The sequence below is a fragment of the Zarconia navalis LEGE 11467 genome (assembly GCF_015207075.1).
GTDB classification, from domain to species: domain Bacteria; phylum Cyanobacteriota; class Cyanobacteriia; order Cyanobacteriales; family Geitlerinemataceae; genus Zarconia; species Zarconia navalis.
Genome location: NZ_JADEXN010000051.1, coordinates 1 through 14,976, shown reverse-complemented (window position 1 = coordinate 14,976; position 14,976 = coordinate 1). Strand labels below are relative to the sequence as shown.

Annotated in this window: 13 protein-coding genes; 6 read left to right on the top strand and 7 right to left on the bottom strand. The window is 49.3% G+C overall.

The genetic code is table 11. The features are described 5' to 3' along the window. Positions 1-263: 263 nt before the first annotated feature. Complete coding sequence (gmd, locus tag IQ235_RS04570; RefSeq protein WP_264320313.1) at positions 264-1,334, top strand: GDP-mannose 4,6-dehydratase; 1,071 nt, start codon at positions 264-266, stop codon at positions 1,332-1,334. A 125-nt stretch (positions 1,335-1,459) separates the two neighbouring features. Further along, positions 1,460-2,404, top strand: a complete 945-nt coding sequence (locus IQ235_RS04565) for a GDP-L-fucose synthase family protein (RefSeq protein WP_264320312.1) — start codon at positions 1,460-1,462, stop codon at positions 2,402-2,404. A 103-nt stretch (positions 2,405-2,507) separates the two neighbouring features. On the opposite strand, the gene IQ235_RS04560 is transcribed toward IQ235_RS04565, so the two are convergent. Then, positions 2,508-2,729 carry a hypothetical protein gene (locus tag IQ235_RS04560; RefSeq protein WP_264320311.1) on the bottom strand — a complete coding sequence of 74 codons (222 nt, stop codon included), beginning with the start codon at positions 2,727-2,729 and terminating at the stop codon, positions 2,508-2,510. Further along, positions 2,680-3,309 (bottom strand): YqiA/YcfP family alpha/beta fold hydrolase, encoded by a 630-nt coding sequence (locus tag IQ235_RS04555; RefSeq protein WP_264320310.1) that lies wholly within the window; start codon positions 3,307-3,309, stop codon positions 2,680-2,682. Before IQ235_RS04555 ends, IQ235_RS04560 begins: the two co-directional genes overlap by 50 nt. 234 nt (positions 3,310-3,543) lie before the next feature. Here IQ235_RS04555 and IQ235_RS04550 point away from each other — a divergent pair, with 234 nt between their 5' ends. Beyond that, a complete protein-coding gene (locus IQ235_RS04550; RefSeq protein ID WP_264320309.1) occupies positions 3,544-3,936 on the top strand; it encodes a hypothetical protein in 393 nt (130 codons plus the stop codon). 4 nt (positions 3,937-3,940) lie between these two features. Next, positions 3,941-5,206: a glutamate-5-semialdehyde dehydrogenase gene (locus tag IQ235_RS04545; RefSeq protein ID WP_264320308.1), complete on the top strand. Its 1,266-nt coding sequence runs from the start codon at positions 3,941-3,943 to the stop codon at positions 5,204-5,206. 276 nt (positions 5,207-5,482) lie between these two features. Here IQ235_RS04545 and IQ235_RS04540 read toward each other — a convergent pair whose 3' ends face one another. Beyond that, positions 5,483-6,322: an acyl-CoA desaturase gene (locus tag IQ235_RS04540; protein WP_264320307.1), complete on the bottom strand. Its 840-nt coding sequence runs from the start codon at positions 6,320-6,322 to the stop codon at positions 5,483-5,485. A gap of 181 nt (positions 6,323-6,503) precedes the next feature. Between IQ235_RS04540 and IQ235_RS04535 the strand changes: the two genes are divergently transcribed. Further along, entirely contained in the window at positions 6,504-7,736 is a 1,233-nt protein-coding gene (locus IQ235_RS04535) for a methionine gamma-lyase family protein (protein ID WP_264320314.1), read from the top strand. Positions 7,737-7,859: 123 nt separating this feature from the next. On the opposite strand, the gene kaiC is transcribed toward IQ235_RS04535, so the two are convergent. From kaiC to IQ235_RS04520, 3 genes are read right to left on the bottom strand one after another with little or no spacing between them, the layout of a single operon-like run. Continuing rightward, entirely contained in the window at positions 7,860-9,419 is a 1,560-nt protein-coding gene (kaiC, locus tag IQ235_RS04530; protein WP_264320306.1) for a circadian clock protein KaiC, read from the bottom strand. A 33-nt stretch (positions 9,420-9,452) separates the two neighbouring features. Next, complete coding sequence (kaiB, locus tag IQ235_RS04525; RefSeq protein ID WP_264320305.1) at positions 9,453-9,770, bottom strand: circadian clock protein KaiB; 318 nt, start codon at positions 9,768-9,770, stop codon at positions 9,453-9,455. 52 nt (positions 9,771-9,822) lie between these two features. Then, on the bottom strand, positions 9,823-10,677 hold the full coding sequence (locus tag IQ235_RS04520; protein WP_405196640.1) for a circadian clock protein KaiA: 855 nt from the start codon (positions 10,675-10,677) through the stop codon (positions 9,823-9,825). Between the two features lie 588 nt (positions 10,678-11,265). On the opposite strand from IQ235_RS04520, the gene IQ235_RS04515 reads away from it, so the two are divergent. Further along, entirely contained in the window at positions 11,266-13,380 is a 2,115-nt protein-coding gene (locus IQ235_RS04515; protein ID WP_264320303.1) for an ATP-binding protein, read from the top strand. A 10-nt stretch (positions 13,381-13,390) separates the two neighbouring features. Here the strand turns inward: IQ235_RS04515 and IQ235_RS04510 are convergent. Beyond that, on the bottom strand, positions 13,391-14,976 hold a 1,586-nt coding region (locus IQ235_RS04510), incomplete at its 5' end, for an ArnT family glycosyltransferase (protein ID WP_264320302.1).

Genomic DNA, 14,976 nt, shown 5'->3' with positions numbered 1-14,976 from the left:
GCTATATCGACCGTACAAATACAATCGTTTGTCCTCGCGTCTTGGAACCCAAACCACAACAATTGGGTCTATAAAACCTACAAACCCGGCAAAAGCGTCGATCCCAAATGCTATCGCAAGTCTCCTCCGTACAGACTGGGATAGTCTCTGCGTACCTACTCGGACGTATCTACCCGGAGGGCAACTGCTAAAAACATATGCCAATCTTGAAATAGGGGCAATTGCGATCGCCCCGCCTGTTCAGTCAGTAAGAGAAGATAAGTATGACCCAACCCAAGCGTGCCCTGATCACTGGCGTCACAGGTCAGGATGGCTCCTATCTCACCGAGCTATTACTCGAAAAAGGATACGAAGTACACGGAATTATTCGTCGAACTTCCACGTTCAATACCGATCGCATCGATCATATTTACATCGATCCCCACAACCCACAAGCTCGGTTGTTCTTGCACTACGGCGACTTGACTGATGGAACCACCCTGCGTCGCATTTTAGAAGAAGTTAAACCCGTCGAAATCTACAACCTCGGAGCGCAATCTCACGTTCGAGTCAGTTTTGACTCCCCCGAGTACACCGTCGATACCGTCGCTATGGGTGCGCTGCGACTGCTAGAAGCGATTCGGGAATACCGACAACGCACGGGAATTGAGGTTCGCTTCTATCAAGCCGGTTCCTCTGAGATGTTCGGCAAAGTCATGGAAGTCCCTCAGAAGGAAACCACCCCGTTCTATCCCCGCAGTCCCTACTCTTGCGCCAAAGTTTACGCCCACTGGCAAACGATTAACCATCGCGAATCTTACGAGATGTTTGCCTGTAACGGTATCCTCTTCAACCACGAAAGTCCCCGTCGTGGAGAAACCTTCGTCACCCGCAAAATCACTCGGGCTGTCGCGCGAATCGTTGCTGGCAAGCAAAAAGACTTGTACCTGGGCAACCTCGATTCCAAGCGGGACTGGGGCTACGCTAAAGACTACGTCAAAGCCATGTGGTTGATGCTCCAGCAAGATCGACCCGACGACTACGTAATTGCCACCAACGAAACCCACGAAATTCGCGAGTTTCTCAACATTGCTTTTGGCTATGTCAACTTGAACTGGCAAGACTACGTGAAGTTTGACGAGCGCTATCTGCGTCCGGCTGAAGTGGATTTACTCATCGGCGATCCGGCTAAAGCCAAGACACAGCTCGGCTGGGAACCCAGCGTCACCTTCGAGGAGCTGGTTAAGTTGATGGTGGATGCGGATTTGTCTGCTTTAGGTATCGTTCCTTCTAATGGTAAAGCGGTCGAAGATCGAGCTTTTATCCGTTTAGAAGCCCTCAGCACGGTTGATTGAGCCATTGACACGAGCTATAACAAGCGAAGTGGTAGTAGGTGTCAGATCTTCGATCTTCCACCTTACCATTCAGGGTTCAATCTATCTCAATTGAGACACGATATCGAGTGCAGGAGCAGAATGTCATGACAGGTTTAGACCTCAAAGATAAGCGGATCTTAGTCACGGGTGGTGCTGGATTTCTCGGCCGCCAAGTCATCGCCCAGCTCGAACGAGCCGGTGCGAATCCCGATAAAATTACCGTTCCCCGATCGAGCGAGTACGATCTGTGCGTAATGGAGAACTGCCAGCGCGCAGCAGCACATCAAGATATCATCATTCACCTCGCCGCTCACGTGGGGGGGATCGGTTTGAATCGGGAAAAACCCGCCGAACTCTTTTACGATAACTTGATGATGGGCGCTCAACTAATTCACGCCGCCTATCAAGCCGGTGTAGAAAAATTTGTGTGCGTGGGAACCATCTGTGCCTATCCCAAATTTACCCCTGTCCCCTTTAAAGAGGATGATATTTGGAACGGATACCCCGAAGAAACCAACGCGCCTTATGGGGTCGCTAAAAAAGCCCTGTTGGTTCAACTTCAAGCCTACCGCCAACAGTACGGATTTAACGGTGTTTACTTGTTACCGGTGAATTTGTACGGACCTGAAGATAATTTCAACCCCAACAGTTCTCACGTCATTCCAGCACTGATTCATAAGGTCTACGAAGCCCAAAAACAAGGACAGAAGGAACTTCAAGTTTGGGGCGATGGCTCTCCCACTCGCGAATTTCTCTACTCGACAGATGCCGCTCGCGGAATTGTAATGGCCACCGAGCTTTACAACGAATCGGAACCGGTGAACTTGGGAACCAATTACGAAATCTCCATTCGCGATTTAGTCGAACTCATTTGTGAGTTGATGGAATTTGACGGCGAAATTGTCTGGGAAGCGGATAAGCCCAACGGTCAACCCCGTCGCTGCTTGGATACGGAACGGGCGAAAAAAGCATTTGGCTTTACCGCTCAAACGGAATTCAAGCAAGGATTGAAAAATACGATCGATTGGTATCGCCAGCACGCACAGTAGCTTGCGGCAGATCGATTCCAGACATAATCTATTCAGGGTGTTAACGTGACCAAAATAATTATCGGGTAGGGCATTTTTGCTCTACCCGATTTTTGATGGGGAGTCATCTCGATCCCACACCGTCGCCCAAAGTCCAAGACGGTGTGGGATCGAGTCGATCGATCGCCTCTGAGAGTTTCAGTTTGCTTTCGAGCAGTACGCTCCATTGGGCGCGCTGAATCACTTGCGGACGATGGGAAATCGCAGCCAGCGGCTTCAGCCGCCACGGGCGACTGCTATAACTGACAAAATCTTTGAATTTCTTGCCAAATCCGCTCCATGGCATCTCCCAAACCGTGGTCGCTTTCGAGTTCGATTAACTTCACCCAAGGGCGAGTGCGGGCGTAGTCGCGACTGACTTGAATCGGAATCACTTCATCGGCTATCCCGTGGAGAATTAACGTTTCAATCGGGCATTGGAGTTGAATTTGCGAATATTGCTGGCAATCGATCGCGAATTCGTAGTGCAAGGGTAAAACTTTCCCTTCACCAAAATGGTAAACCGAAAGCGTTCCCGACGATTTCCACCGTTCGAGTACTGAGGTTTCCAAGGTGGGCAACCAACAATCCATAAACTGAAAGGCAGGAGCGAGTAAGATGAGCCGCTCGATCTGTGGATGTCGATCGCCGAGCCATGCAGCGGTCAACCCCCCAAAACTCGAACCGATAATTGTGGCCGACTGCTGGGGTAAAACGCGGGCAACCTGCTGCAATTGACGGGTGAGAGTGAGATGGGGAAAATCGCCATCATTGAGATCTAATACTTGCAAATCCAGTTGTCGTTCCCGGAAGCGATCGCCTAAAAATCTTGCTTTTGCCGATTTTGGTCCCGAGGCAAATCCATGCAGATAAAAGTAATTGTGCATAGAGCATTGTTGATGGTTAACGCTCGTTGGTGAAAGGTTAATGTTAATGGTTAATGGCCGATCGTCAATACGGCTTATGTGCCTTCTAGCGGTAGCCACGACTGTTAGGACGGTCCGATCTCATACCAGCATCTCTCCCCCCTACTTCTCCATCTCCCTATCCTCCCTCTCTGTTTGAGGCTAGGTCATTTAGTATGAATAATAATATTCTTGCTTTTTGCGTTCTTGTCACTTGTGTATTCTCACAAAGCTGAAAAAATCGATCTTAATGCTGAGTATCCCTGTATTTGCAGCCGTCGGGGTTGCCTAAAGCCGATCGCCCTCACGGATGCATTTGGATGCGATCGATGCCAACAAATTTTTGTGGTCGATCGCAGCGGCCTCACCTTAGAGGAACTCTCAACTCACGCCCCGTACAAAAAAACTTGGCACTGGATCGGCAATCAATGGAATCGAACGGATACGACGTTGAGGGATACTTTCCTTCCTCTTTCGATGTCGATCGTCGTCATTCCTCTGGTGCTGCTCTTCTTCGTCCGGCATTTCCCTGCTATCCTCTGGATCGTGCTGGTATTTATTATTGTTCCGATTCCGGCATTGTTAGTCTGGTTAGCTTACAGACGGTAATCCTATGACGATCGATTCTCTAGATATTGCCCCAGCTCCAACGGAGACAGCGCGGCGCGCCTACCAAGCATCGTTGCTGGTGGGCAAAACCGAAGCGAGTATTCGAAATCGGGCGATTCAAGCACTCACTGACGAACTCGAAAACCAACAGGAGAACATTCTCGAAGCCAATACTTTGGATCTTGAAGCCAGCCGGGATATGGCCGTGCCGAATTTAGTGCTCGACTGGCTCAAACTGACCCCCGAACGGTTGCAAACGACGGTGCAAATTCTCCGGCGATTGGTTCAGTTGACCGATCCGATCGGGCAGGTGATGAATGCGGCTTATCAGGTAGACTCGACCCAAACCTATTGCCAGTCGATGCCCCTTGGGGCGATCGCGCTAATTTACGAAGCCTTTCCAGAACTGGGGGCGATCGCTGCCGGAATGTGCTTGAAAACGGGTAATAGTCTGATTCTCAAAGGTAGTACGGAGGCAAGCCATACCAATTTAGCCATTGCCCAAGTCCTGACATCGGCACTGACACAGGCGAATTTACCACCGGAATGCCTGCAACACTTACCATCCGATCGCGGTGACTCGATTCGGGAGTTAGTCCGTCAAGATCGATATCTGAGCTTAGTCATTCCCTACGGTCGTCCGAGTTTGATTCAATCCACTATCGAGCAGGCTACCGTCCCCGTGTTGCCCTCAGCGATGGGGAATTGTTATTTGTATTGGTCGCCCTCTGGAGATTGGAATCGGGTGCGGGAAATCGTTATTGACTCTCACCAAAGTCAACCCGATCCGGTGAACGCGATCGAAAAGGTATTAATTCATCGCGACCTCAATCCTGCGTCGGTGGCGATGCTTTTGAGCGGTTTGCGAGACAAAGGTTTTGAAGTTCGCGGGGATCTGGCTCTGGTTGAAGAGTTTCCCGAACTGAAACTCGCCCAAGATTCAGAATGGAGGAGCGCGTATCTAACTCGAACCGTCGCTCTCAAACGGGTGGAGTCTTTGGAGATAGCTATCGCGATCGTCGATCGCGATAGTAGCGGTCATGCCGCTACTGCGGTCACCCAATCCTACCGAGAAAGCTGCCAGTTCACCTTGGGTGTCAACAGTGCTTCGACTTATATTAATGCCTCTCCCCGGTTTATTCGCAATCCCAAACAAGGTCACAGCATTTTACTGGGAATGTCCAATCGAAAAGGTCATCACCGGGGGTTTATCGGCCTCGAGTCGTTCACCACGGTCAAACATATTATCCAGGGTCACGATTGTCTGTAATTCCAACGAGACCCTTAGCAAATGGTTGTATGTAAAATTCCCCTCAACCGACCGAAAAAATTGAGAGCACGGAAGACTGAAGGGATGCAAAATATTGAGTTTTTAAACGTTTTCGGTTCGCGTTAGATTTATTGGCGATCTTAACTTTGAATGCGGTCGCTCGTTGTATCCTTTGCAATCACTTAAATGTAGATTCTTAAACAAATCGAACAAAAAGGAAATTCCAAGAGACAGGAGCTGGATCACATTCAAATACTTGTCAAATCACCTCGATCGTCAACTCGCAGACAAAGTTTGACGTCGCTCTTCGGAGGGTAACTTCACGTTCTTAGCCAATCCGAGAATTTCAAATAACCGGATCGTCATCCAGGTCAGATCGATTTCCCACCAATTCCATCCGTGACGAGCTGAATATTGGAATGTATGATGATTGTTGTGCCAGCCTTCACCGTAGGTCAATAAGGCAACCCACCAGCAGTTTCTAGATAGATCGTCAGAGTTGTAACTCCGATATCCAAATTTATGAGTGGCGCTATTGACAAACCAGGTGCAATGGAAAACCACCACCATGCGAACGAATATACCCCAAACCACAAAAGGCATCCCACCGAGGAAATAAAGCAAAAAGCCTAAAGCGAACTGGATGGGGATAAAGTATTTTTGGCAAAATAGATAGAACGGATCGGTGTCAATATCTTTAGTAAACTTAGGAACTTCAGACTTAGCAGGAATATCGTATAACATCCAAGATACGTGACTCCACCAAAATCCTTTAAGAGAACTATGGGGATCGGTTATTTTATCGGAATGAAGGTGGTGTACCCGATGCATCCCGATCCAATCGAGAGGACCGGCTTGACAGCTAAGAGTGCCGCATAAAACCAAGAAGTATTCCAGCCATTTAGGAACTTCAAAACTTCGGTGACTGACGAGACGATGCCAGCCTAGCGTAATGCCTACTCCACCCGTAATCCAGTGAAGAAAGAGGGCTACGCCCACTGCCGACCAACTGAAGTTACTCGGTAAAAATGCCAGACAAGCTATTAAGTGCAAACCGCCAATCCATATGATGGCAAACCAATTGAACGGGAGTTTCTGAGATGTTGCAATCGTCATGCAATGACCTTGAATTGTATTTAATTTTGTGTCAACCTGTTGAATTCTAGCAGAATATGGGTAGCTCGGCACGGTAAGGGAGGTTCGGTCGAATCTGGGCGAAGTTCCGAAACAAGTCTTGCGAGTCTTGACTTTTACTCCGCTACCTGTTAAAAAAAATTTCTTCATTCTTGAATTAGAAATGAATCCTCACAGCCACCTCCAAGATGCCCAAAAAGCTCTCAGACCAATATTTTGGGAGATCGACGATCGAATCAAAGTCCGGCTCGATCGAGTACTCGGGGCTTTTGCCGAACATCGAGTTGGGGTTCAGCATTTTGCCAGCGTTTCGGGGTACGGTCACGACGATCTCGGACGGCAAACGCTCGATCGAGTCTTCGCCCAAGCGCTCGGGGCCCAGGCGGCGATCGTTCGGGTACAGTTGGTTTCTGGAACCCACGCGATCGCCTGTGCGCTGTACGGGGTCTTGCGACCTGGAGACGAAATGCTCGCTGTGGCCGGCGCTCCCTACGATACATTAGAAGAAGTAATTGGTTTGCGGGGTCAAGGTCAGGGATCTCTATCGGAGTTTGGGATTCACTACCGCCAATTACCCCTGCAAGAGGGAAAGGTTGATTGGACGGCTCTGGCTTCGGCGGTTCGGGAAGAGACTCGCTTGGTCTTTATCCAGCGATCGTGCGGGTATTCTTGGCGCTCGAGTCTATCCATTGCCGAAATTGAAAAAATTGTGAATCTAGTCAAAGCCCAAAATCCCCGTACGATTTGCTTTGTGGATAACTGCTACGGAGAATTTGTCGAAGAGTGCGAACCGACGGCAGTAGGGGCAGACTTAATGGCGGGATCTTTAATCAAAAATCCCGGTGGGACTATCGTCACCGCTGGTGGCTACATTGCCGGGAAAGCCGACTTGGTGGAAGCGGCGGCCTGTCGCCTCACAGCTCCGGGCATTGGCAGTTCTGGCGGCGCGACATTCGATCTCAATCGGCTACTGTTTCAGGGACTGTACCTCGCCCCTCAAATGGTGGGCGAAGCAATTAAAGGAAACCATTTGACGGCCTATGTTTTCGATCGATTGGGATATCGCGTCAATCCCCAACCCACAGCACCTCGGCAAGATACAATCCAGGCGATCGAGTTTGGCTCTCCCGAAAAGCTAATTGCCTTCTGTCGGGCGATTCAGAAGCATTCTCCCGTCGGTTCTTATCTCGATCCCGTTCCGGCAAATATGCCGGGGTACGAAAGCCAACTGGTGATGGCAGGCGGTACGTTTATCGACGGTAGCACTTCGGAGTTGTCAGCAGATGGACCTTTGCGGGAGCCGTACATCGCTTTCTGTCAGGGGGGCACTCACTGGACGCAAGTCGCGATCGCTCTCGAAGCCGCGATCGAAGCGGTTGGACCCGCATCGGAGTGAGGAGTCATATCAAATCCGGTTGAATTTCCATATTTTGGGGGTGCAGGCGTTTCTGGGGAGAAGGTGACTGGTGGAATTTGCGCGCTTACGATCGATTTCCCAGATCTGATATCATCAACATTCCTAAATTTGATCCCCTCCGGTTTTATCTTGAACCCCGCGAACGATCCGCGAGAGTTCTGTTTTTTCATTCACCGAAATTCGCGTGGGCGAACCACTAATGATTCCTTCGTAATTGCGGAAGGAATCTTTAATTTCCGGGCCCGATTCGTTGATGGTGTACTCGCGAATTCCCGTATCGTGCCACGAACCTCGCATTTTAAAAACATTGAGGGCGCGAGACATTTCGCCGCGAATTTCGACGTATTGCAACATCAAAATCGTGTCGGTAATTGTGGAAATATGGGAATCGGTAATTGAATTCGCACCCATAAATCGATCGGTAGTATTAGTGAAGAAACCAGTAATTTCTTCTTGTTTGGCATAGCCGGTCACCCCAATCACGAACTGGCGAAAGGCGTTATTACTAACCCCCCGAGCCAGAGCGGAAAGAGAATCGATCGCAATTCGAGAGGGTTTGTAGTTAACGATTTCGCTTTTGATAATTTGTAAGTGGTCTTCTAAACCCGCAGACTCGGGATAAGCACAGAGGATTTTCAACAATCCTTTCTGTTCCATTTCCTCAAAATTAATTCCCCAAGAATAGGCATTTCGCAACAGTTGAGCTCGGGATTCTTCATAGGCAAAGAGAATCGCCCGTTCTCCATTCAAACACCCTTCTTGAGCGAATTTGCTCACCAGCAGCGTTTTACCCGTTCCCGTTGCCCCCGTCGCTAAAATAATCGAATCTTTGAAAAAGCCACCCCCGCACATATCATCGAGAGCTTGGACGCCGGAAGAAACTCGAACGTTGGAAGAACGTTGAGTCAATCGCATCGCGCCGAGGGGGAATATATTAATCCCTTCGTTGGTCATGGTGAACGGGTACTCCCCTTTCATGTGGGTGGTTCCCCGTAACTTGAGAATTTCGATCGTTCGGCGGCGGCGTTCTCCTTCCAAAACGTTGCGCAGGATGACCACGTTATCGGAGACAAATTCTTCAACCCCAAATCGGGCCACCGGACCGTACTCTTGCAAACGTTCGGTCGTCATCACCGTTGTTGCTCCGACCTGTTTGAGGCGCGCGACTAAACGGAAAATTTCTCGACGAACCACTGAGGCGGCATCGTACTGCTGAAAAACCGCTGTCACCGAGTCGATGGATACGCGCTTGGCTTTGTACTTGCGAATGCCGTACTGAATGCGCTCGATGAGTGCGGATAAGTCGAAGTTTCCCACGACTTCTTGTCCGTCGGGATCGGGGGAAGCATCGAGGATAAATAACTTGCCTTCATCGACTAATTTCTGTAGATCCCAACCAAAACTATAGGCATTTTTGACAATGTCCTGGGGGGATTCTTCAAAGGTGACAAATACCCCAGGTTCGTTAAAGTAGTGGATGCCGTGATAGAGAAACTGGACGGCACATAAGGTTTTTCCGGTTCCAGATGTGCCGCTGACGAGGGTCGTTCGTCCAATGGGCAATCCACCATGAGAGATATCGTCAAATCCCTCGATCATGGTGCGAATTTTTTGGACGCCTACTGCCATTCCTTGGTTCTCAATTTCTCCTTTTTGATTCATTTTCGATGATTTTAAATGTTATTTATTAAGAATTTATTGTAAATCGAATCCTCGCTCGTTCAATTCTTCATAGAGTAAATCGAGTCCGATCAAAACTTTTTCGCGATCGGATAAGTCACCAATAATTTTGCGAACGGGAGGCGGTAAAACTTTAGCCAGAGTTGGTGTTGCTAAGATTTTGTCTTCTTCGGCTAATTGAGGATTTTTTAAAACATCAATCACTTTCAATGCATATACCCCTTGAAAGTCTTGTTCGAGAATATTATTGAGGGTTTTTAAGGCACGAACAGAGTTTGTTGTATTCCCAGCGACGTACAATTTCAGCACGTATGTTTTTTTGGGGGGATTCATACTTAGTTTACCGATATGTTGAATCAATCGAGTTTGAAAGTAAAATCCGACTCTAAGGTTCTCTGGGGATAGAGCGACGATACATTTCACAGAGGTGAGCGATGATATCAATGAGAGTCAAGCGATAATCTAGTAAGATTTCTTCATTGCGACCTTCTAATTTAAGCTGCTTTGAAAATTCATCTATCAACTCCATGTGAATTTCTACCACATAAGTGACAGATATATCTGCAAAAAAAGAAAGATTTACAAACTCATCAATTTTTTGATTTAAGTCTGAGGTGTCAGAAAAATAGTTTAATATAATCTCACGATAAGATGACTTGAGTTGGGCGATGGACTGCTCTCGCTCAGATGGGTTTTGGTTTCGCAGATAAAATTGCGGATTTCGTTTATAGTACACACCTAAGTATCCCAATCGCTCTTTTAACTTTTCCGAAAGCCGTCGCTGTCGATCCATTAGAGATTGAGAAGGATCTTTGGTGGACTCCAAAAAATCTGACGTCCGCTGGATAAATCTCTCGGTAGGAGACAGAGACAGGAATTGCGCGATCGCTTTATCGATGGTGGGGATGAGACGATCGAGTTGTGCAACGGAAAAGTAAATCGCCGCTTTATGGTATAAAAGCGGGTTGGAGTTGTTTGCCCCCCGGTCAGTCGGTTGTAGAATAACAGCAGGTAGAAACCTGCCCTCTAGACAAAGCCGATGGGCGATCGAGCTAAGTATGGGTTCGTTTTGCAAGATCAAACAGTCGATCTCGAGATAGTGCTTCTCAATAAATTCTAGAAACTCGTTGCTAGCTTGAAAGTGCGTGACGGTATAGCGATCGTTATCGAACACTAGATCGACCGATTCGACCATTGAGGCGGTCGGCAAAAAACTACAGATAAACAGTTGAGAACGCACGATAGACAGGTCGGGTCGGGTCTGATTGGGCTGAACGTTCGCTCGGTAGGTCTACTACCAGCTCGTACACCTTGAGACAACAAACTTAATTTTTATTTAAGTTTACTGTAATCAACTGTAATCATAACCTCTTGTGCCTCAGGACACCAGAAGCCCTCGGATTTCGGTAAAAATAGAGAAAGAGACCCAAACACTAGAACGCTAGATTCCAATGAGTCGAGCTATCATGTTTGTCGATAATTGTATTTTTGTAACTCAAATTACAGACAAAAATATAAAGACATAGTACTTCATTCGAGAGATCGATGGGTTCTGCAAGACAAGATGCTCGACGACCTCTAGTTTTTACCTTTCATTCTTTGAGGCCGTGTTGATATTTGGTTCTCAACCCCATATGAAGACTGAATTTCACCTGTGGGAGCGAAACTCTTCGTCAACACTGCCAGTCAAGGCTTCGGGTATGAAATAGAACCGAGTCAAGGCCGCAGTTTGCACTTCGATATCGCCGATTTAGACCGATCGAGAAGAAGGCTAAAACATTCAATTCCCAACCCGTTATCCTGAGGCTAGCTGTCGATGTCCCCCCTCGTGACCGATTTGAGAAACTTTTTAGAAGGAGTGCCAGTTTGTTCCCTCAATACTCCCCTCAAAGAAGTGCTGACCATTCTTCGTGAAAGAAAAAGCGAGCGCCTTGCCGTTGTTGACGCACAAAAATATCCCATCGGTGCAATTCATTGGTCGAGCTTACTCGATGAGGCTTTACAAGTCGATCGGAGCCTTTTAACGATTCGGGAGCTTGGACGAGAGAGAGCCTCAGATCTGTTCGAGGGCGAGATCGACGTGACGCTATCGGAACTCGAACCCTCTCCGATCGAACCCTCCATCGTTCTTCCCGTGGAGCTAAGCTTCGATCGATTGCAAAACTACTTGGATAACGATCTCCCTAACTTAACCTATGCCATTGTTGACTCGAACGAGCGATTTTTGGGCTTGCTCGACCGCCACCAACTGCTACGATCGCTCCTGCAACGGGAGACTCCAATCCCCAACGCCCGAGATCGCCCCACCGCGAAGCAGAGCGTTCAATACCAGCAAAGAATCCGCGAACTAGCGGCCAAAAATGCTGTCCTCGTGCAGCAAAACCACCTTAAAGACGAACTGTTGGCTTGGCTGGCTCACGAATTCAAAACCCCCCTCACCTCCGTCTCCGGTCTATCCCATCTCTTAAGTGATTCTCGAGTGGGTTCGTTGAATCCCCGTCAGGCTAAGTACATCGGACACCTATCGCGCAGCAGCACTCAACTGATGAAACTGGTGGAACGAGTCTCCGATTGGACTCGGATCGATCGAGCGGAGTTAGAACTGAAACAGACGCAAGTTTCTCTGGCGCGCGTTTGTGTCGGCGCATACCAGCAAGCTCGCAAACAGGACGCAAATTTGCCGGAAATCTCCTTCACCTTAGATGTGGCAACGGGTCTAGATAGTCTCATGGCCGATGAGTTGCGCTTGAGTCAGATCCTGGTCGTGTTGCTCTCGAACGCCCTAAAATTCACATCACCGCCGGGGCAAATTGGCCTTCAGGTGCATCGGTGGGGAGATTGGATCGCATTTCGAGTGTGGGATACGGGGGTAGGGATTCCCGCAAGTCAACAATCCCTGATTTTTCACAAATTTCAACAATTGGCAAACCCCCTCACTCAACAATTTGATGGAACCGGTTTGAGTTTGGCGATCGCCAAACGTCTGGCTCGCTTGCACGGCGGAGAAATAACCTTTATCTCCAAAGAAGGCGGCGGCAGTCAGTTTACGCTCCTACTTCCGAGACAAGCTTCTGTTGTCGCTTCGGATAACTCCTCTGACTTCCCCATCAATCCCATCGTGTTGATTGCCGAAACCGATCCCGAGACGATCGAGGCACTATCCGGCAGTCTTGCCAGTTTTGGGTATCGCGCCGCCATTGCTCGATCGGGAATCGACGCTTTAGAAAAAGCCCGTCAGCTCAAACCTCATACCCTCTTCGTCAATCTCGAATTACCATTTCTCTCGGGGTGGGACGTACTGACATTACTCGGAACCTACGAGGAAACCCGGAATTTACGAGCGATCGTCATCACCACAGAAGCCGAACGGGAACGAATGCCAAGCGATCGAGCCGATGGTTTTTTGACCTTGCCCGTCCGGGAGGCAGCTTTGCGCAAAGTGATGTCCGCACCCGTTCCCAGAAGTACTCCTCAGAAATTAACGGTATTGTGGTTGACCCAAAGCGATCGGGATGAAAGCAAGTCACCCACCCTCCCAGAAGCAACTTCCAACCATCCGAGTCCTGCGGATCTCAATCGTTTGTTTCACCAGCACAATTGTCGCGTCTTGGAAGTAGACGAACTCGAACAAGCGGATTTATTAGCTCGGGTGTGGAAACCCGATGCCCTCATTCTTGACGATACTTTGCTTCCCAACGATCCCCGCGCTTATCTTGAAGAAATCGGTCAATACGACCATCTCTCCTCACTACCGTTAGTCACGCTCGATCCCAATACCGCTCGCTGGGCCAACCAGGTGAAAGACTCTGATGGAACGCCCAAGTTGAAAGTTTTTCCCTGTCTCGCGCCACCAGAGCTTTTTCAGAACGATGAAAGCCTCACGGCGTGCAGCTTGCCGGCTTTGTTACAAGTAATTCAAGTCGCCGCTGGACTCAATCATTAGCGAACGGTCGTCAATTGCCGATCGATCGTTTTGAAGCTCGTACCAACTCATACCCCCGCACCTTACCGAGGGTGCGATATTGAGAAGGGTGGATGCCAATTTTTTTGATTTTGCGCCGCTGACCTAAAATTAACACCGTATCCATATCCGGTTGAGTCGCGATCGAATCTTGGATGTAACCTCGGGCGCTTTCGGGACGAATGCGAAAGGCAATTGTTCCCCCGGAGTAAAAGACCAGACTCGTTTTGCTCAAATCCACCATTACCAGCTCTTCTCCCGGTTGGCGAACCTCGGCGGCGATCGCCGCTAACTGTCGTAGCGGAAATTGCCGCTGTCGATCGAGCAGCTCGTATGTTGGGTAAAAAGTAAAGACTAGGAAGGTGAGGAAAACAACTAAATTCACGCTCCACAACCAACGCCCTTGCCTGAATACCAGCACCAACTCTCCGGCCAGGGCGGCGGTCATCCAAATCGCTGCTGCCACGATCGCCAAGCCAGTGCGGGGCAACACCTCGTCCAAATCTGGGGCTGCGGGATCGTAACCCAACCAATCGGGTAGGGTAAAAAATGCAATGCCGACGCCCGCCAAAAAGAGAATATTGAACCAACGGCTTATCTGTAGCCCGGTTGCCTTCCCCGAAACAGTTGGTTGGAAAACATCTTGGGTGAACTGAAGCGAGACCAAAATTGCCGCTGCGGGAATCAGCGGTAGGGTATAGCTGGGAAGTTTGGTAGAAGCCAGGGAGAAGAACCCGAAGATCCCGGCAAACCAGAACCCGGCAAACAGTCCTAGATGCTCGGTTCGCGGCTGTTTGCGCCAATGGCGGCACTGGTGGAGTTGGAGGCGGGCGATCGCCACGGGTAAATAAACCGACCAGGGGGCGAAACTGACCAAAACAACGGGAATGTAGAAATACCAAGGGGCCGCGTGTTGGTTCACCACCCGCGTAAACCGCTCGAAATTGTGGTATCCAAAAAAACTATCGAAGAAGGCCGCGCCATTTGCCCGCCAAACCAATAGATACCAAGGTACGACGATCGCCCCAAAAATCGCCATCCCCCGCAGCACTTGCATTTCCCGCAGCACTTGCCAAAACTGACCTAGGTAGAGCAAAAACCCCCCCAGGACGATCGCCGGTAAGACGATCCCCACGGGACCTTTGGTGAGAACGGCTAAGCCGGAGAGGATGTAGAAGGCAAGATACCAGCGTCGTGAAGCGGCATTCGATCGGGGGTCGGGTCGATCGGCCGATGCATATCCGAGAAAAAAAGCCAGCAGTGCAGAACCCATGCAACCCGTCAGCAACATATCCGAAACCCCAATTCTTCCCCATACGAGGCTTTGGGGATTGAGGGCAAAGAGAACCGCCCCCAACCCGGCGCAGAACCAGGGGGCCCAATATGAAGATTCGGGGCGATCGATATTTGAGGGGTTGGATCGATTTGGACGGTTTGAAGTTCGATCGATCCGGGTATGCTTTTGGAGAGTATAAAAGAGCAATCCCATCAGGGCGATCGCCGCTAAAGCCGATGGGAGGCGCACCGCCCACTCGTTCACCCCGAGAATTCGATAGCCAACGGCCATCAGCCAGTAGA

Excerpts from the sequence above, each read along its gene's own strand:
- IQ235_RS04545 (WP_264320308.1), top strand. The coding sequence starts at position 3,941 with ATGACGATCGATTCTCTAGATATTGCCCCAGCTCCAACGGAGACAGCG.
- kaiB (WP_264320305.1), bottom strand. The coding sequence starts at position 9,770 with ATGAATCCCCCCAAAAAAACATACGTGCTGAAATTGTACGTCGCTGGG.
- IQ235_RS04565 (WP_264320312.1), top strand. The coding sequence starts at position 1,460 with ATGACAGGTTTAGACCTCAAAGATAAGCGGATCTTAGTCACGGGTGGT.
- IQ235_RS04535 (WP_264320314.1), top strand. The coding sequence starts at position 6,504 with ATGAATCCTCACAGCCACCTCCAAGATGCCCAAAAAGCTCTCAGACCA.
- gmd (WP_264320313.1), top strand. The coding sequence starts at position 264 with ATGACCCAACCCAAGCGTGCCCTGATCACTGGCGTCACAGGTCAGGAT.
- IQ235_RS04555 (WP_264320310.1), bottom strand. The coding sequence starts at position 3,309 with ATGCACAATTACTTTTATCTGCATGGATTTGCCTCGGGACCAAAATCG.
- IQ235_RS04540 (WP_264320307.1), bottom strand. The coding sequence starts at position 6,322 with ATGACGATTGCAACATCTCAGAAACTCCCGTTCAATTGGTTTGCCATC.
- IQ235_RS04560 (WP_264320311.1), bottom strand. The coding sequence starts at position 2,729 with ATGCCATGGAGCGGATTTGGCAAGAAATTCAAAGATTTTGTCAGTTAT.
- kaiC (WP_264320306.1), bottom strand. The coding sequence starts at position 9,419 with ATGAATCAAAAAGGAGAAATTGAGAACCAAGGAATGGCAGTAGGCGTC.